The 17138-nt window shown below is 69.9% G+C and carries 15 protein-coding genes; 6 read left to right on the top strand and 9 right to left on the bottom strand.

Features of this window, described 5'->3' with window-relative positions; translation table 11 throughout:
• Positions 1-18: 18 nt before the first annotated feature.
• From ACQP2T_RS11580 to ACQP2T_RS11570, 3 genes are read right to left on the bottom strand one after another with little or no spacing between them, the layout of a single operon-like run.
• Positions 19-450 carry an AMP-binding protein gene (locus ACQP2T_RS11580; protein WP_433516140.1) on the bottom strand — a complete coding sequence of 144 codons (432 nt, stop codon included), beginning with the start codon at positions 448-450 and terminating at the stop codon, positions 19-21.
• Between the two features lie 56 nt (positions 451-506).
• Positions 507-2939 carry an ATP-binding protein gene (locus ACQP2T_RS11575; protein WP_433516139.1) on the bottom strand — a complete coding sequence of 811 codons (2433 nt, stop codon included), beginning with the start codon at positions 2937-2939 and terminating at the stop codon, positions 507-509.
• A 53-nt stretch (positions 2940-2992) separates the two neighbouring features.
• Positions 2993-3736, bottom strand: a complete 744-nt coding sequence (locus tag ACQP2T_RS11570) for an AMP-binding protein (RefSeq protein ID WP_433516138.1) — start codon at positions 3734-3736, stop codon at positions 2993-2995.
• A 100-nt stretch (positions 3737-3836) separates the two neighbouring features.
• Here ACQP2T_RS11570 and ACQP2T_RS11565 point away from each other — a divergent pair, with 100 nt between their 5' ends.
• From ACQP2T_RS11565 to ACQP2T_RS11555, 3 genes are all read left to right on the top strand, one after another.
• Positions 3837-4409: a TetR/AcrR family transcriptional regulator gene (locus ACQP2T_RS11565; RefSeq protein WP_433516137.1), complete on the top strand. Its 573-nt coding sequence runs from the start codon at positions 3837-3839 to the stop codon at positions 4407-4409.
• A 58-nt stretch (positions 4410-4467) separates the two neighbouring features.
• Entirely contained in the window at positions 4468-6318 is a 1851-nt protein-coding gene (gene typA / locus ACQP2T_RS11560) for a translational GTPase TypA (RefSeq protein WP_433516136.1), read from the top strand.
• A gap of 116 nt (positions 6319-6434) precedes the next feature.
• Entirely contained in the window at positions 6435-8972 is a 2538-nt protein-coding gene (locus ACQP2T_RS11555) for a hypothetical protein (RefSeq protein WP_433516135.1), read from the top strand.
• Here the strand turns inward: ACQP2T_RS11555 and ACQP2T_RS11550 are convergent.
• From ACQP2T_RS11550 to ACQP2T_RS11530, 5 genes are all read right to left on the bottom strand, one after another.
• On the bottom strand, positions 8935-10500 hold the full coding sequence (locus ACQP2T_RS11550) for a DUF2079 domain-containing protein (protein WP_433516134.1): 1566 nt from the start codon (positions 10498-10500) through the stop codon (positions 8935-8937). The genes ACQP2T_RS11555 and ACQP2T_RS11550 overlap by 38 nt on opposite strands.
• Positions 10501-10520: 20 nt before the next feature.
• Positions 10521-11171 (bottom strand): DUF2461 domain-containing protein, encoded by a 651-nt coding sequence (locus tag ACQP2T_RS11545; RefSeq protein WP_433516133.1) that lies wholly within the window; start codon positions 11169-11171, stop codon positions 10521-10523.
• A gap of 48 nt (positions 11172-11219) precedes the next feature.
• Positions 11220-12053 (bottom strand): polysaccharide deacetylase family protein, encoded by an 834-nt coding sequence (locus ACQP2T_RS11540; protein ID WP_433516132.1) that lies wholly within the window; start codon positions 12051-12053, stop codon positions 11220-11222.
• Between the two features lie 22 nt (positions 12054-12075).
• A complete protein-coding gene (locus ACQP2T_RS11535; protein WP_433516131.1) occupies positions 12076-12381 on the bottom strand; it encodes a hypothetical protein in 306 nt (101 codons plus the stop codon).
• A 190-nt stretch (positions 12382-12571) separates the two neighbouring features.
• Positions 12572-13147: a helix-turn-helix domain-containing protein gene (locus tag ACQP2T_RS11530; protein WP_433516130.1), complete on the bottom strand. Its 576-nt coding sequence runs from the start codon at positions 13145-13147 to the stop codon at positions 12572-12574.
• A gap of 89 nt (positions 13148-13236) precedes the next feature.
• Here ACQP2T_RS11530 and ACQP2T_RS11525 point away from each other — a divergent pair, with 89 nt between their 5' ends.
• Positions 13237-14070, top strand: a complete 834-nt coding sequence (locus tag ACQP2T_RS11525) for an EamA family transporter (protein WP_433516129.1) — start codon at positions 13237-13239, stop codon at positions 14068-14070.
• A gap of 189 nt (positions 14071-14259) precedes the next feature.
• The gene (locus tag ACQP2T_RS11520) at positions 14260-15204 is read left to right on the top strand and encodes an anti-sigma factor RsbA family regulatory protein (RefSeq protein WP_433516128.1); all 945 of its coding nucleotides are present in this window, start codon (positions 14260-14262) and stop codon (positions 15202-15204) included.
• A 23-nt stretch (positions 15205-15227) separates the two neighbouring features.
• Here the strand turns inward: ACQP2T_RS11520 and ACQP2T_RS11515 are convergent, their stop codons facing one another.
• Positions 15228-15812 carry a sigma-70 family RNA polymerase sigma factor gene (locus ACQP2T_RS11515; protein ID WP_225291958.1) on the bottom strand — a complete coding sequence of 195 codons (585 nt, stop codon included), beginning with the start codon at positions 15810-15812 and terminating at the stop codon, positions 15228-15230.
• 243 nt (positions 15813-16055) lie between these two features.
• On the opposite strand from ACQP2T_RS11515, the gene ACQP2T_RS11510 reads away from it, so the two are divergent.
• Positions 16056-17132: a PLP-dependent cysteine synthase family protein gene (locus ACQP2T_RS11510; protein ID WP_433516127.1), complete on the top strand. Its 1077-nt coding sequence runs from the start codon at positions 16056-16058 to the stop codon at positions 17130-17132.
• Positions 17133-17138 lie beyond the last annotated feature (6 nt).

Here is a 17138-nt window from a genome sequence, read left to right as displayed (position 1 = left end):
CAAGTGTTGGCGGGAGGATCACACTCCCTCACAGTCTCCCTTGGTTCGCCGCCCGGTGGGATCACTTTCCGTGCAGAGTTCGCGACTGACCGGATACGAATGTAGCTCCGCGACGCTCACCACCATGCGTACGCGTGACTCTCTCGCCGCGTTCATCGCCCGCGGCAGGTCGGAGATCATCAGGCGGGCCCGGCTGGCCATGATCCGATCCCGTAGCCTGCCCTCGTCCAGCTCCGCCGGGACAGGCCAGACGATCCCGCCGACGGCTATCACCGCGTCCGTGGCCACCAGCAGGTCGGGACCGACGGTCAGGCAGATGAGCACCGTGTCGCCCGCGCGCACGCCCCGGCGTCGCAGCTGGACGGTCGCGGCGGCCGACCTCTCGTCCAGCTGCCCCTCGGTGAGACACAGGCCGGTGCCAGAGTCCACCATCACGATGCGCTCCTCCATGGCGCCCACGCTATGGAGGGCATCTCATGCACACATGGGGCGGAATATGCAGATCGCTATGCAGAACCGCGCGGCTGCTCGGCCGCCCACACCGCGATCTGAGCGCGCGAGGTGTAGCCGAGCTTCTCCATGATGTTGGCGATGTGCCTGGCCACGGTCGCGGGGCTGATGACGAGCTCCTCGGCGATGGCCCGGTTGGACAGGCCCCTGGTCAGCAGGGCCGCGATCTCCTGTTCGCGGGCGGTCAGCAGCGAGTGCCTGACGGGCTCGGCCGCCACCGGACCGCCTGGGACCGGATCGGCCGGGACCGGCCGCTCGCCCGCGAGGACCTGGCAGGCGGCGTCGTCGGGGCTCATCGTCCTGCCCCGCGACCAGAGCGTCGCGGTGCGGCTCTCGCCGAGCTTGGCGCGGGCGCGGGTGAGCAGCTCCTCGATGCGGATCGTGGCGGAGTGCTGGCCCATCGACTCGCGCAGCGCGGTGGCCGAGGCGGCGGCGAGTACGGAGCTCTCCAGGTCCCCTTCGGCCTCCGCCAGCACCGACAGGCTCACCAGGCAGCGGGCCACGCTCTGGCGCTGCCCGGTCAGCCTGCTCAGCTCCAGGCTGGCGGCCAGCCGTTCCCTGGCCACCTCGAACTCGTGCAGCAGCGCCGCGACCCGGCCGATCCTGGCCAGGCAGCGGGCCAGCTCGATGGTGCCGTCGAGCTCCTCCAGCCACGGGACCGCCAGTTCGTACTGGGCCATCGCCTTCACCAGGTCGCCGCGCGCCTCGGCGACCCCGCCGAGCTGCATCGCCGCCCTGGCCAGCAACCAGCGGTGCCCGTGCTGGCGGGCCTTGGCCAGGGCCTCCTCGCCGTGACACTGGGCCTCGCGCAGCCGGCCGCGGGTGAGCGCGACCGCCGACAGCCCGGCCAGCCCGGCCGCCTGGTTCCACTGGTCGCCGGAGGCGATGGCCAGGGCCAGGCCGGTCTCGGCGTGGTGCAGCGCCTCGTCGCCGCGTCCCATGCGCAGCAGCACCACGACCGTCAGGCTGTGCATCACGCAGCTGGGGAAGACGTTGTCGGCGCCCAGGCCCGCCAGGCTCGCCCTGGCGTACTCCAGCGAGCGGGCCAGCTCGTCGCGGCCCTCCAGCCCATAGGCCAGGTACGCGTGGGCATGCGCGATCTGCTCGTCGGACACCTGGGTCAGGTCGAGGGCCAGCAGCCGCTCCACCCAGCCGACGATCTCGGCCGGATTGGCGCTGCTGACCGGGAGCAGGCTGGTGCTGTAGGCGCACAGGCGCAGGCCCAGCGGCGCGTTGCCGGACTCGATCGCCCAGTCGAGCGCGGCCCGCTGGTCGTCCACCAGGCTCCGGCTGGCCTCCAGCGCGGCCAGCCGCACCGGCCACGGCAGGTCGGGCTCGACCATCTCCGTGCCGAAGTGGCGCAGCTGGAGCTCACACAGCACCTCCAGGTGCCGATCACGCAGCACCTCGCGCTCGGCCGCCTCCGCCAGCCGCTCGGCCGCGTAGTGCTTGATCGTCTCAAGCAGCCGGTAGCGCCTGCGCTCCTCGTCGCACAGCACGAGGGACTTGTCGACCAGGGCGCCGAGCAGGTCGACGATCTCCGCCTCGGAGATGGGCCGGTCGGCGCAGATCTGCTCGGCGAGTTCGAGGTCGAAGGACCCGGCGAACACCGACAGCCTGCGCAGAAGCACCTGCTCCTTGGCCGACAGCAGGTCGTAGCTCCATTCGACCGCGGCCAGCAGCGTGCGCTGCCTGGGCGGAGCGGTGCGGCCGCCGGTGGTCAGCAGCGAGAAACGGCCGTCGATCCGATCGACGATCTGCCCGGGACTGAGCAGGCTGGTGCGGGCCGCGGCCAGCTCCAGCGCGAGCGGCAGCCCGTCGAGCGCCCGGCACAGCCGTGCGACGTCGTCCAGGCTGGCCGGGCTCAGCCTGGTGCCCGCGGCGGTGGCGCGGTCGACGAAGAGCAGCACCGACTCGGCGTCGGGATGCCGCTCGTCGGGCAGGTCGAGCGGCGGCACCCGCCAGACCAGCTCACTGGCGATGCGCAGCGGCTCGCGGCTGGTGGCCAGGATGCCGAGGCCCCGGCACGCCGCGACGAGCTCGGCGGCCACCTCCGCGCACTGGTCGACCAGGTGCTCGCAGTTGTCCAGCAGCAGCAGGGCGGGCGTGTCACGCAGCCGGGCCGCCACCGTGTCGAGCAGCGGGCGGGTGCCTTCCTCGTGGATGCCGACGGCCCGGCCGATCTCCTGAAGGATCAGCTCGCCCCGGGTGAGCCTGGCCAGCTCGACCAGCCACACGCCACCCGGATAGGAGGGCACCAGACGCGCGGCGACCCGCAGCGCCAGGCGGGTCTTGCCGATGCCGCCGACCCCGCACAACGTGACCACGCGCGTCTCACCCAGCAGCCCGCACAGGTCGTCGACGTCGCGCTCGCGACCGACGAACCTGTTGGGCTCGGCCGGAAGATTGTGCCTGGGGGGCTCGGACATTGTGGTCACCCTGCGTCGCGGAAGGATCACACTCTCCCACAGTGTCGCACTTTTCACCGGCTGAGCGAGCTGACGACGGCCCTTTCGTCCACAACGCGCAACGTCGGATCGCCGAGCAGGCGTCTGACCACCTCGTTCGGCGCGATGACCAGGGTGGCCGCGTGCACGTGCGCGAGCACGCGGCAGCCGATCAGGCTCGGCTCGTGCGCGATGACCACGTGGGCGCCCGACATCAACGCCAGATCGAGCACCCGCAGCCCTTTGAGCGGATCGCTGACCGCGGCGAGTACGACGTCGTCCTCGCTGACCAGCAGCCGCGACGACAGGCTGCGCAGGTCCGACGCCAGCTCGTCATGGTCGTAGACGTATTCGCCGCCGACGCTCAGCGCGGGGCCGGCCAGCGGCCCGAACTGGACCGAACGCTCACCCAGCAGGTCGCTGAACGGCAGCTCCCCCGGCGTCGGCTCGAAGGTGAAGACCTTCTGAACATCCACCGCGAGCGGGTCGTAGCCGCGCTGGGCGATCATCATGCGGGCGGTCCCGGAGTCTCCGAGCACCGCCACTCCCCCGGACCAGGCGACGGAGTGGACGGCGATGGCGAACCCCACCCCGAGCGGCATGTCGACGATCACGCGGTCGCCGTAGCGCAGACCGTGACGGCGCAGCCCCGCCGCCGCGTGCGTGACCTTCCGCGCGAACGCGTTGTACGACAGCACCTCGCCGGTTCTGACGTCACTGACCGCGGGCTGGTCGCCCTGTACGGGAGAGGCGCCCAGCACCAGCTCTGTCCAGGTCATGCCGCCAATGTAGGCATCCGGCACCGGCCGGGACATGCGTAGAAATGTGCAACCCGCTATGTACGTCCGGTGCCCAATGAGCCCCCCATAGTCTTGCTCCATGCAGGACGATTCCGGCGAGCCGACCACGGCTGGGCGCATCCTCGACGCGGCCTACGCGCGGATGCTGGAGCACGGCCTGCGCCGCCTGACCGTCGACGACGTCGCCCGGCAGGCGGGCCTGTCGCGGATCACCGTCTATCGGCGCTTCGCCCGCAGGAGCGACCTGATCCAGGGCGTGATGCTGCGCGAGCTCCACCGGTTCCTGCGGGCGTTCGAGCAGGCGGTCGGGCCGCTGCCGACCATGGCCGACCGGGTGACGGAGGGGTTCGCGGTCACGCTGCGCCTGGTGCGGGGGCATCCGCTGCTGAGCAGACTGCTGGCGACCGAGCCCGACATGATCCTGCCGCACCTCACTCTGGAGGCGGGCGCGTACCTCGCGGTCGCCAGGACGTATCTCGCCGAGCACCTTGACACCCCGGACGCCGAGGCCGTGGCCGAGATGTTCATCCGCATCGCGCTGTCGTTCGTGCTCACTCCGGACAGCGCGATACCGCTGGACAGCGACGACGAAGCCCGTGCCTACGCCAGGCGGCATCTCGTCCCGCTCCTGCCATCAGAGGGGATCAACTAGACTTATAAGGCCGCGACTTCGCGTGGCCGACCCCACGATCACAGAGCGAGACGTCATCATGCCTTTGAACAGCCGCGACGACCTGCGGAACATCGCGATCATCGCGCACGTCGACCATGGCAAGACCACGTTGGTCGACGCCATGCTCTGGCAGTCCGGGGCGTTCCGCGCCAACCAGGACGTCGACGACCGTGTCATGGACTCCAACGACCTCGAGCGCGAGAAGGGCATCACCATTCTCGCGAAGAACACCGCCGTGAGTCACGGCGGCATGACCCTCAACATCATCGACACCCCGGGCCACGCCGACTTCGGCGGCGAGGTCGAGCGCGGCCTGTCGATGGTCGATGGTGTCGTGCTGCTGGTCGACGCGTCGGAGGGGCCGCTGCCGCAGACCCGCTTCGTGCTGCGCAAGGCGTTCGGCGCCAAGATGCCGGTCATCCTCTGCATCAACAAGGTCGACCGGCCCGACGCGCGCATCAAGGAGGTCGTGGACGAGGTCTACGAGCTCTTCATGGACCTCGACGCCACCGAGGAGCAGATCGACTTCCCGATCGTCTACGCCTCCGCCAAGGCCGGCCGCGCCTCCATGAACCGTCCCGAGGACGGCGGCATGCCGGACAACGAGGACCTGGAGCCGCTGTTCGACATCATCAAGTCGACGATCCCGGCGCCCACCTACGACCCCAATGCCCCGCTGCAGGCCCACGTCACCAACCTCGACGCCTCCTCCTACCTGGGCCGCATCGCGCTCTGCCGGATCCACCAGGGCGTGCTGCGCAAGGGCCAGCAGGTGGCCTGGTGCCGCACCGACGGCACGATCCAGCGGGTCAAGATCACCGAGCTGCTCATGACCGAGGCCCTGGAGCGCAAGCCGGCCGAGGAGGCGGGTCCCGGCGACATCATCGCGATCGCCGGCATCCCCGAGATCATGATCGGCGAGACGCTGGCCGACCCCGAGGACCCGCGCCCGCTGCCCCTCATCACGGTCGACGAGCCCGCCATCTCGATGACCATCGGCACCAACACCTCGCCGCTGGTCGGCAAGTCCAAGGGCTCGAAGGTCACCGCCCGCATGGTCAAGGACCGTCTGGAGAAGGAGCTCGTCGGCAACGTGTCGCTGCGCGTGCTCCCCACCGACCGGCCCGACTCCTGGGAGGTGCAGGGCCGCGGTGAGCTGGCGCTGGCCATCCTGGTCGAGCAGATGCGCCGCGAGGGCTACGAGCTGACCGTCGGCAAGCCGCAGGTGGTCACCAAGACCATCGACGGCAAGGTGCACGAGCCGGTCGAGCGCCTCACGGTCGACTGCCCGGAGGAATACCTGGGCGCGATCACGCAACTGCTCGCCGTCCGCAAGGGCCGCATGGAGCACATGACCAACCACGGCACCGGCTGGATCCGGATGGAGTTCGTGGTGCCGGCGCGTGGCCTGATCGGCTTCCGCACGGAGTTCCTCACCGAGACGCGCGGCACCGGCCTGGTGCACCACGTCTTCGACTCCTACGAGCCGTGGTTCGGCGAGCTGCGCACCCGCAACAACGGCTCCCTGGTGGCCGACCGCTCCGGTCCCGTGACCGCCTTCGCCATGCTCAACCTCCAGGAGCGCGGCACGCTGTTCGTGTCGCCGACCACCGAGGTCTACGAGGGCATGATCATCGGCGAGAACTCCCGGTCCGACGACATGGACGTCAACATCACCAAGGAGAAGAAGCTCACCAACATGCGCTCCTCCACCAGCGAGGAGACCGAGAAGGTGATCCCGCCGCGCAACCTGTCGCTGGAGCAGGCGCTGGAGTTCATCCGCGAGGACGAGTGCGTGGAGATCACCCCTGACCACGTGCGCATCCGCAAGGTGGTCCTGGACGCCTCCACGCGTGGCCGCTCCGCGGCTCGCGCCAAGCGCGCCTGATTCAGGCTGTCACTGGCCGCACCTGACTTCTTCCTGACATTCGGTAGAAGTCAGGTGTGACCACACCGTGACCGGAGTGGCGAGAACAACTCCCTCCGCGAGTGAATCATCCACTTGTGGGGAAGCTCCGGATGTTCATCGCGTTCGGGCTCGCGATGGTCTCGGCGGGAGCGATCGTCTGGTGCACGGTGGCGGCCAGGCCCGTGCCGCTGTCCACGCGGTCCGACAGTCCCGCCGTGCCCGAACCATGGGAGCTGGAGGACCGGGGCGACCCACAGGTGAAGCTCGCCCGGCAGGCGACGACCGAGGTCAAGGTGACCAGGGCCGGCCCGGGTGACCTGAGCGCCGTGCCCCAGGGGCGGCTCGACGAGCGGCAGCGCCAGGTGAAGGTGACCGTCACGCACCGGCTGCGCATGAACCGGGCCGACCCGCTGGTCGAGACGCTGCGGCAGGGTGGCAGCTTCCCCGGCGGCATCCAGCGGTTCACCGACGACGGGTTCGGGGCCATCAAGGTGGGTGGCGACTGGCTGGCCCCGACCACGCGGCCGGCGCCGATCCTCACCACGACCGGCGGGCTGACCACGGCCGAGTTCCGGGTGACGTTGCTGCGGCAGTTCAAGCCCAGCGATCTGATGACGCTCGACTTCACCGCCCCCAGCGCCAAGCCGCTCATCGTGAGCCAGCGGACGATCAGCCTGCTGCCGGGCGACTGGACCGTACTGCAGGCCCAAGGGCTCGATCCCGAGCTGGAGGAGTCGGAGCTCCTGCGGTTCACCGTCGGGTCGTACCTGGTGAAGGTGACGCTGGCCCAGGACTCCTACGGGTTCCCGGACGCGGAGGAGGCCGACGACTTCTCGTGGACGGCCGGGCTCGGCGTGCTCACCGCGATCGCGCTGGCCGCCTTCCTGGCGCGCTCGCTCGGCCTGGCCTGGTGGAACCGGCAGCCCAATCGCGAGCTCCTCCTGGGGATCGCCCTGATCACACCCCTCGTGCTGCTCCCGCTCCTGGCGCCGGACTGGCGGCCCGTGGCGTACGTGGCCCTGTTCCTCGCGCTGCCGGCGCTCACGGCGCGGCACGCGAGCCGGGCCCTGCCGACCAGCCCGCCGTGGACCACCCGCGACATGCTCGTGGTCACCGGGCTCGCCTGCCTCGTCGGCATCGGCATGCTGTCCTGGTCCTGGCTGCACGAGCAGTTACCCGCCCAGACGCTGCTGATCGGCTCCGTGGTCGCGGCCGTGACGGCCGCCGCGGCGGCGGTGGTGTTCAGCGTGGATCTGGGGGTCCGCGTGGTGATCGTACGGCTGGCGGTGCTGGCGGCCGAGGCGGCGATCGGCCTGCTGGCGCTCGCCCTGTGGGGCCGGGCGCTGCTGACCGGGGTGTACCCGCCGGACAGCATCCGGCTGGTGCTGGCCCTCGGCTGGGCGGTGATCCCGGTCGCCGCCATCGCCGTGGCCACCAAGATGTGGACCCGCACCGCGGTCGTGGGTGCCGTGCTGGTGAGCCTGCTGGTGCAGGGCTGGCCGACCGAGTGGCTGGACAGCGGGTCGTGGAACCTGCCCTTCGGCGGCACGGACATGTCGAACATGCCGAAGATCGGCATCCTGCCGCTCGACCCGCTCGTACGCGGAGTGCTCGGGTTGCTGTTGCTGGCGTTCGCGCTGCTGGTGCTCCGGCTCCGGCGCCTCGGCGGCTCGCTGGCCGCGCTCGACCATCCGGCGACGCACCCCACGGTGATCGCCTGCCTGATGGTGCTCTACCTCACCCCTCGGGGCAGCACCACGCTCACCGACGCCAATGTGGCGCTGCCGCAGCTGACGATCACCTCGATCGCCGCCTGGGTGACGGCCCGCTGGCTGCTCGTACGCCCTCACCCCGCCGTCGTCGAGCCCACCACCGCCGAGGAACACCGCCAGCTGGTCAGGGCCGCCCTGCACAAGCGGCTCCTGCTCATCTCCGAGCAGGAGCTCTATCGCATCGGCCGGGGCAAGCTGGGCGCCGGCGAGCTGACGATGACCGAGTTCGACACGCGGCGCCACGAGCTGGAGGCCGCGCTGGAGGAGCACGGGCGGCACCCCGAGACGGCCCTGGCCACCGCCGCCGGCTGCACGCCCTGGCACAACGGCGTGTACGCGTTCGTGATCAGCCTGCTGCTCAGCCTGCCCTTCGTGCTCGTGTTCGGCTGGCCGACGGGGGCCGACCTGAGCAGCTTCGTCTTCGACTCCCGGTATCTGCTGACGCTGCCCGCCTTCGGCTTCGTGTTCGGCTACTTCTATCCGCGCGTCCGGGGCACCCAGCCGATGACCAAGGCGCTCCACCTGATGGCGGCGGCGCTGGTCACGGAGCTGTCGGCGTATCTGCCCACGCTGTTCGAGCCGGACATCGGGGTGGCGGTCAAGGTGCAGGTGGTGGCCATCGTGGTGGGCGAGGTGGCGCTGGTCTGCATCGGGCTCGGACTGTACTGGGAGTGGCGCGTCATGCATCTGGCCGGGGAGCCGTGGGCGCGGGTGCGCAACGTACGCAGCGTACGCAGCCTGGCCACGCCGCTGCTGGCCGTCGTCATCGCAGCGGGCACCACGGCGGCGACGTCGGCGGCGGGCCAGACCGTGGACCGCATCCTCAAGGGGGACCAGGTGTCCTCGTCGTCCGGGCCGTAGCCGCCAGGACCACGTAGCCGTCCTGGGAGAACCGGACCTCATAGCCGCTGCCGACCAGGAGCCGTACGCGTTCCCGCTGTTCGGCCACGTTCACGAACGGGAAGGTCTTGCGCCCCACGTCGGCCACGACCCACGGCGCGTCGCGCCGCGTGCGGTCCCACAGCAGCACCCTGCTCCGCTCTGACAGGGCCGGCGCCAGGTTGTTGGCCGCCTCGACGAGCACCCCGTCGGGGACCACGGCGACGGCGGCGGCCGCGGCCCGCTCGCGGGCGTCGTGCCGGTAGGAGTCGAGGTCGGCCAGACCGGCCAGGGAGAAGAACGGCACGGAGACCAGCGCGAACCCGACCACCCCCAAAGCCCAGACCCGCGTAACCCGGTCCCCGAGAGCCGGGATCCGCGCCATCAGCTTTCCGCCTGCCGCCCCCAGGACCCCGACCCGCGTCACCGGGTCCCCGCTGGGCGCGTGGCGGGCGCGCAGGCGCCGGACGCCGTCCACGCCGGCCGCGAAGACCACCACCACGACGAAGGCGTTGTAGTGGTAGCCGGCCACCCACCAGTTGGGGAACGAGCTGGCCAGCATCCGCTCGGCCAGCAGCGGCACCGCCATGATCAGCAGCGGCGACAGCGGCGCCGTCAGCAGCGTGATGCCGAGCAGCAGGGCCAGCGTGACGAGCTTGACCGGTGGGCTGCCGAGCTGGGCGAGCACCGCGAGCGGATCGGTCAGGACGGTGCGCGCGACGCCCCGCATGTCCGGCCCCAGCGCGCCGTACGCCCAGTAGTAGTCGGCCCGCCCCCCGAACAGCGGGATGAGCACCTGCGACGCCAGCCACGTGTAGGCCGCCCCACCGGCCACGAACGCGCCGCCCAGGACCCGCCACCCCCGCTGGGTGAGCAGGACCAGCCCGAACCCGGCCACCAGCAGCCCCATGTCCTCCTTGACGCACAGCAGCGCCAGGGCGGCCGCCACCACGCCGACCCGTTTACCGGCCTGATGGCGTTCGAGCAGCACCGCGGTGAGCAGTGGTGCGAACGCCGCCTCGTGGAAGTCGAACGCCACGGTCTCCACCACGGGCCACGAGAGCGTGTAGGCCACGGCGACGAGATGCGCGGCGCCCTGCCCCAGCGCCCGCCGCGTGAACACCCACAGCGGGACCGCCGCGGCGGCCAGCAGCACCGCTTGGGCGACCAGCAGCGTCACCGGGCCGTCGAACAGCCAGTAGAGCGGGGCCAGGACGGCGAGGATGGGCGACCAGTGATCGCCGAGGGTGGAGAAGTCCGGGCCGAAGCCGTTGTGGACGCCCTTGACGATGGCTATGGGCAGGCGGAACTGGGAGTAGGAGCGTACGGCCTGGTCGAAGATCACCAGGTCGTAGGCGCCGGCCTTGAAGTTCGCCAGCTTGGTGAGGGAAAGGGTGGTGTAGAGGGCGGCCGCCGTGGCGGTGATCGCCGCCAGTGTGACGCGGTCGCGGCGCGTCCGATCCCCCGTCTCGGCGATGACCGTCGCCGCGTCGTCCCCGCGCGCCGTCACGCTCGGTTGACCTCCCATGGTCAGCGGCGCGGCAGCTCGCTGGCGCGTACGTGGGCGCACATCCAGTCCACCAGCGGCCCGAAGGCCCGCCAGGTGGCGCGGACCCGATCGAGGACCTCGGCGGTGTGGACCCACGGCTCGGGCTCCCACCGGCGGCCCGCGTGCAGGGACCTGTGGCGCAGCAGGTCGAGGCGGGGATGGTCCTCCGCGATGCCACGGGGACGGGTCTTGAGCCGGTCGCCGCCGATGACGTAGCCCTCGGCCCGCAAGGCCGTCACCATGTCCGCCAGCGGTTTGCCCGTCAGGTCCTCGTCGGCCGCGGCGCGGTAGCGGGCCACCTGGTCGGACGCCTGGGTGTAGCAGCCGCCCGCCGTGAAGAGCCCGTCGGCGCCGATCTGGACGTAGAACCCGATGCCGGGCGTGAGGTCCACGAAGGCGCCCTGATGGGTCTTGTACGGTGACTTGTCCTTGGCGAAGCGAACGTCACGGTAGGGGCGGAACAGCTGGGCCTGGCCGAACTCCGCCGCCAGCTCCTCGGTGAGGGCGAGCATCGGCGCACGCACCGCGTCCTCGTAGAAGTGCTTGTGCCGGGTGAAATATGTCTTGCTGTTGTCCGCCTCAAGGCCCTCGTAGAACACGAACGCCTCGTCGGGGAAACCGGTGAAACCCATGTGGTCAAGAGTGCCACGGCCGGCCGACGGTTTGACGCGCCGCACGGCTCATCGGGATTTGTATATCCGGGCCGAGTACATCCGGCCCGGCACCGGCGTCCCGCCGTACAGCTCCGAGATGGTCACCGGCGTGCAGCCCTTCTTCGCCAGCAGGTCGAGCAGCGCGGGGACCGCCTGGACGGTGCTGCGGTGGATGTCGTGCATCAGCACGATCGACCCCACCGCCGCCTTGCCCGCCCGCCTGGCCACGAGGGCGGGCACCCGGTCCTGCCAGTCCAGGGTGTCGACGCTCCACAGGACCTGCGCCAGCCCCAGGCGCCGCGCCTCGGCGGCCACCCGACGGTTCGTCGCCCCGTACGGCGGGCGCATCACCCGCATCCGGACCCCGGTCACGTGCTCCACCAGGTCGTTCGTGTGCTTCAGCTGGAAGCGCAGCCCTCGGTCCGTCAACCCGGTGAGCGGTGGATGGTTCCACGTGTGGTTGCCGAGCTCGTGCCCCTCGGCCACGATGCGGCGTACGAGCTGGGCGCCCCCGTGCGCGGCGACCATCTGCCCCACGACGAAGAACGTGGCCCTGACCTTCCGGGCGCTCAGCAGATCCAGCAGCCTGGCGGTGTAGTCGCCGGGCCCGTCGTCGAAGGTGAGCGCGACGCACTTCATGCGCCTGCAGTTGATCCTGCGGGCCGCCGGCCAGCCGGGCTGCATGGCTTCGAGCCGCCTGGCCAGCTTCTTCGGGTCGATGGGCGCCTGTGGGCGGGTCAGCTGGGGTTGGATCATCGGTCGGGTCATCGGCTGGGTCCCGCATCCCGCCACGACGACGAGCTCCACGAAGACGAGCTCCACGAAGACGAGCAGTGCCAGAGATGCCGCCCAGCCCCGCATGCCGCCCCCCTGAGAGCGGGGTTTACGGATATTCCTGTACCGGGTTACCCCGCAGCTCCTTGGCCAGGTCCTCCCACCAGAGTGGGATATCGGCCTGCAGATCGGTGTATCGACGCGCCACGCGTATGGCACATCCAACCGGATCCGTACCCAAATGCCGACGTTTCACGGGCCCTTCCTGCCAGCGGTAAAACCCGTCCCTGTAATGCACGACCAGGCCGATCCACACCGAGACGGTGGCGTCGTCGCCCACCTCATAGGCGCTGGTGACACCGAGGCCGTGCAGCTCCGCGTGGAGCTTCTCCGTCGCCGTGCGCCCTTCGGTCACGCGCCACCCCCAGCTGACGTTACGTCGCACACACCGGGATGTACCCACCATCCGGCATCAGCCGTCAAGGACATGCTGTAATCATCAAACTCCAGAAGGTGATCCGGAGGCTGTTCGACGTTATTGGTAAGGCGCCTCAATTGGTCAGCCGCCCTCCCTTGGTCAGCCGACCTCAATTGGTCAGCCGCCCTCATTGGTCAGGCGCCTCTCTGGGCTCGGCGACCACCATCACGAGCCGGAGCTCCTCCGATCCCAGGTTGGCATAGCGATGGGGTCTGTCGGCGGTGAAGAGCACGGCGGAGTCGGCCGTGACCACGTGACTCCTGCCGTACACCGTGAGCGTCAGCTCGCCTTCCAGGACTGTCAGCATCTCGCGGGTGCCCGGCGGGTGGGCGTCGCCGTCGTGGTGCCGGCCGGGCGCCAGCCGCCAGTCCCACAGCTCGAGGATCATCGGCGTATCGGCCCCGACCAGCAGCTTCGCCTGCACCTCGCCCTGGTCGAACGTGACCACGTCGGCCTTCTCGACGATCCGCACCACCGGCACGTCGGAGACCTCCACCAGCCTGGCCACGGTCACGCCCAGCGCGGAGGCGATCCGGGTGAGTGTGGACACGCTGGGGTTCGTCCGGGCCTGCTCGACCTGGACCAGCATGCCTCTGCTCACTCCCGATCTGGCGGCCAGCGCGTCGAGGGTCAGCCCGCGGTGCGCGCGCTGGGCGCGCACGTTGTTGGCGATGGCCTGTGTGATCGTCTCCGGATCCTCCATGCAGTGCAGTGTAGTGAAGGTGATTTGCACTGTGTTGTACTCTAATGAGTTGTACTAGCAGTGCACTCTGATGGACTGGACGGTGGAGCATGCTCGCGGTGGTCCTCGCGACGACCTGCGCGGTGGTCTATGGCACGGCCGACTTCTTCGGCGGCCTGGCCACCCGCCGCTCGCAGGTGTTCTCGGTCGTGACGCTCTCGCAGCTCTCCGGCCTGGCGGTGATCCTCGTCCTGCTGCCACTGCTTCCCGGCGCGTTCAGCGACGCGGCGCTGCTCTGGGGGCTGGGGGCGGGTGTGGCGGGCGCCGCCGGGCTGGTGCTCTTCTACCGGGCGCTCGCCGTCGGCGTCATGTCGGTGGTGGCGCCCACGACCGCGGTCACGTCGGCGGCGCTCCCCGTCATGTACGGCCTGGCGACCGGCGAGCGCCCCGAGCCCGTGGCGCTGGTCGGGGTGGTGCTGGCCCTCGGCTCCGTACTCCTGGTCAGCCAGGACCGCTCCGCCGCCAAGAGCGGCTCGATCGGCTCGGTACTCGTCGCGCTGGCCGCGGGCGCCGGGTTCGGCGGCTTCTTCATCCTGCTCGCGCTGGCTCCCGCCGACGGCGGGCTGTGGCCCCTGGTGGGGGCCAGACTGTCCTCGGTGGCGCTGGTGGTGGCCCTCGCGGTGGCGACGCGGCGCACGCTGAAGCCGGCCGGTGGGTCGCTGCACATCATCGTCGCGGCGGGCGTGCTCGACATGCTGGCCAACGTGCTGTACCTGGAGGCCAAGCAGCAGGGCCTGCTGAGCCTGGTGGCGGTGCTGGTGTCCCTCTACCCGGCGAGCACGCTGCTGCTGGCCCGGCGGGTGCTGGGCGAGCGGCTGCACGCGATCCAGGTGGCGGGCGTCGCGTGCGCGCTCGGCGCGGTGGCGCTCATCGCGGTCGCCTGACGCGGCGCTTCGCATGGGGTCTCCGCGGCCACTTGGCGCGGCCCGCGTGAGGTCTCTCCGGTCGCTTCGCAGGGCCCGCGTGAGGTCTCCGCGCGACAGTTGCGGTCACTTGGCGCGTCAATTCGGCCGTCCGGCGCGGTGCCGACCGCAGCCGTTGCGCAGATTGCAAGCGCTTGCTACGTTTCGGCCGTGCGCCCTGATCGGGCTCGTCCAGACCACGAGTCGTTCAAGCACGTTGCGGTGTCGTACGACTCGAATGACGCCTTCCTGAGGCTGACCGTGCCGCGCGTGCGCGCGGCCCTCGCCCACGACAGGCGGGTCATCGTGGCGACCTCGGCGGACAAGCTCCGGCTGCTCGACGAGGCACTGGGCGACGAAGCCCGGCAGATCGACCGCAGAGACTCCCGCACCTGGTACATCCACCCGCCCCGGACGCTGGCCGCCTACCACGAGTACACCCGGGGGCGGCGCACGCTCGTCATCGGCGAGATCCCCTGGCCCGGACGCGGCGAGCGCGAGACCCGCGAGTGGATCCGGTACGAGTCGGTGCTGAACGCCGCCCTGGAGGACTCCAGGGCCGTCGCGCTGTGCCTCTACAACCCGCGAACCACCCCGGCGGCGGTGCTGGAGCATCAGCCGGTGATCCATCCCCTGCTGCTGGAGGCCACCGGTGAGGCGGTCAGCACGGGCTTCGTCCGGCCGCACGAGCTCGTACTGAACGGCGACCTGGAGCCGCTGCCCGCACCGAGCGGGCGGGTGGCGACGGTCAGTTTCACCGCGCGGGAGATCAAAGGGCTCCGGCACACGGTACGTGACTACGCCAGCGCCGCGGGGATGGACGTGAACCTCATCGGCTCCCTGGTGCTCAGCGTCTCCGAGATCGCCGCGAACAGCGTCGAGCACGGCGCCGGCCACGGCATGATCAAGATGTGGGTGAGCGGAAGGGAGATGATCTGCGAGATCGCCGACCCGGGCGGCGCACTCGATGACCCTTTACCGGGCTATATACCACCTGAGCCCGAATCCCCTAGGGGATACGGGCTCTGGATCAGCCGACAGCTCTGTGACCACGTCGACCTGCGCGCCGAGAACGGAACACTCCGCGTACGGCTCCATATGGGGTTGGACGGCTAGGTATTGGGGTGGGGATTGGGTGGCTATGCGGCGCTCTGGGCCGGCACACGCAGGGCGCCCTCTTCGCGGGCGTAGCCCTCCAGCATGCCGCGCAGCTGGCGGCGGCCCCGGTGCAGCCGGGACATGACCGTGCCGATCGGCGTGCCCATGCGCTCGGCGATCTCCTTGTAGGCGAACCCCTCGACGTCGGCCAGGTAGACGGCGACGCGGAAGTCCTCCGGCAGGGAGCGCAGCGCGTTCATCACGACGTTGTCGGGCAGCCGTTCGATCGCCTCGGTCTCGGCCGACTTCAGGCCGGTGGAGCTGTGCGACTCGGCGGCGTGCAGCTGCCAGTCCTCGATCTCCTCGGCGGCGGCCAGCTTGGGCGAGCGCTGCTTCTTGCGGTAGTCGTTGATGAAGTTGTTGGTGAGGATCCGGTGCAGCCAGGCCTTCAGGTTGGTGCCCTCACGGAACTGGTGGTACGAGGTATATGCCTTGGCCACGGTCTCCTGGACCAGGTCCTCTGCGTCGGCGGAGTTGCGGGTCAGGCGCATGGCGGAGGCGAACAGCTGCGACGTCACGGGCACGACGTCGCGCTCGAACCAGTCTTGTCGCTGTTCATCGGTCATAGTGATCAAATCATTCCCCCTTGCGCTATCCCCCATCTCGGCCAAGCCGCTGGCCTCGGTACCAGTTTCGCAATCGGCACGTAAGGGCCGCGTTAACGGTTCCGCCAGGTCAGAGAGGTTAAAGGTCCACCTGCTCGCGGCGTGCGTCATCACGTCCACGGCGGGACCAGTCTCATTAGCATAACACTATACTCCCAATTCCGCACTTAATGTGGTCAGAGTCACATGAGATAGCGTATGAACATGGAGTTCGTGGATCGGCATGACATAGAGACGCGACTGTGGGTGACGGAGGCGATCCGTAAAGTCGAAGCCGACGCCAACCGGAGCTGTGATACGCACCTCCACGTCTTCCCGCTTCCCTCGCACTGGGGCATAAACCTCTACTTGAAAGACGAGTCAGTCCACCCCACTGGTTCACTCAAACACCGACTTGCTCGATCTCTCTTCCTGTACGGCCTGGCCAACGGCTGGATCGGGCCGGCCACCACGGTCGTGGAGGCGTCGAGCGGCTCGACGGCGGTCAGCGAGGCATATTTCGCCCGGCTCCTCGGTCTGGCCTTCATCGCGGTGATGCCCGCGTCCACGTCACCGGAGAAGATCGCGCTGATCGAGTTCTACGGCGGCAAGTGTCACCTGGTCGACGACCCCGGCACCATCTATGACGAGTCCTACCGCCTGGCGGCCGAGACGAACGGCCACTTCATGGACCAGTTCACCTACGCCGAGCGGGCCACGGACTGGCGGGGCAACAACAACATCGCCGAGTCGATCTACTCGCAGATGTCCATGGAGCCCCACCCGGAGCCCACCTGGATCGTGGTGGGCGCGGGCACCGGCGGCACCTCCTCGACGATCGGCCGCTACATCCGCTACCGCCGCCACCCCACGCGTCTCGCGGTGGCCGACCCGGAGGGCTCCGCCTTCTATCCGAGCTGGGTGTCGAGCGACACGTCCGTCACCGCGCGGGGCTCCCGCATCGAGGGCATCGGCCGGCCGAGGGTGGAGCCCTCGTTCCAGCCGATGGTCATCGACCGCATGATCACCGTCCCGGACGCCCGGTCGATCGCCGCGATGCACTGGGTCCACGAGGTGACGGGCCGCGACGTGGGCGGCTCCACCGGAACGAACGTGGCCGCCTGCGTGGACCTGATCCGCGAGATGCGCCAGACCGGCGTCCAGGGCAGCATCGTCACCCTGATCTGCGACGGGGGCGAGCGCTACCGGGGCACTTACTGCGACCAGGACTGGCTCGCCGCCCAGGGCCTGGACCTCACACCCCACCTGGCAGACCTGCGTACGTTCCTGTCGGCGGGCTGACCTGAT

It is taken from the genome of Nonomuraea sp. CA-143628 (genome assembly GCF_050942315.1).
Classification (GTDB): Bacteria; Actinomycetota; Actinomycetes; order Streptosporangiales; family Streptosporangiaceae; genus Nonomuraea.
The sequence above is the reverse complement of the archived record's forward strand: the minus strand, read 5'-3'. Positions and strand labels throughout refer to the sequence as shown.

Bases quoted from the DNA above. Each gene is read 5' to 3' on its own strand.
- ACQP2T_RS11575 (WP_433516139.1), bottom strand. From the start codon at position 2,939: ATGTCCGAGCCCCCCAGGCACAATCTTCCGGCCGAGCCCAACAGGTTC.
- ACQP2T_RS11510 (WP_433516127.1), top strand. From the start codon at position 16,056: ATGGAGTTCGTGGATCGGCATGACATAGAGACGCGACTGTGGGTGACG.
- ACQP2T_RS11515 (WP_225291958.1), bottom strand. From the start codon at position 15,812: ATGACCGATGAACAGCGACAAGACTGGTTCGAGCGCGACGTCGTGCCC.
- ACQP2T_RS11570 (WP_433516138.1), bottom strand. From the start codon at position 3,736: ATGACCTGGACAGAGCTGGTGCTGGGCGCCTCTCCCGTACAGGGCGAC.
- ACQP2T_RS11565 (WP_433516137.1), top strand. From the start codon at position 3,837: ATGCAGGACGATTCCGGCGAGCCGACCACGGCTGGGCGCATCCTCGAC.
- ACQP2T_RS11525 (WP_433516129.1), top strand. From the start codon at position 13,237: ATGCTCGCGGTGGTCCTCGCGACGACCTGCGCGGTGGTCTATGGCACG.
- ACQP2T_RS11545 (WP_433516133.1), bottom strand. From the start codon at position 11,171: ATGGGTTTCACCGGTTTCCCCGACGAGGCGTTCGTGTTCTACGAGGGC.
- typA (WP_433516136.1), top strand. From the start codon at position 4,468: ATGCCTTTGAACAGCCGCGACGACCTGCGGAACATCGCGATCATCGCG.
- ACQP2T_RS11580 (WP_433516140.1), bottom strand. From the start codon at position 450: ATGGAGGAGCGCATCGTGATGGTGGACTCTGGCACCGGCCTGTGTCTC.
- ACQP2T_RS11530 (WP_433516130.1), bottom strand. From the start codon at position 13,147: ATGGAGGATCCGGAGACGATCACACAGGCCATCGCCAACAACGTGCGC.
- ACQP2T_RS11540 (WP_433516132.1), bottom strand. From the start codon at position 12,053: ATGCGGGGCTGGGCGGCATCTCTGGCACTGCTCGTCTTCGTGGAGCTC.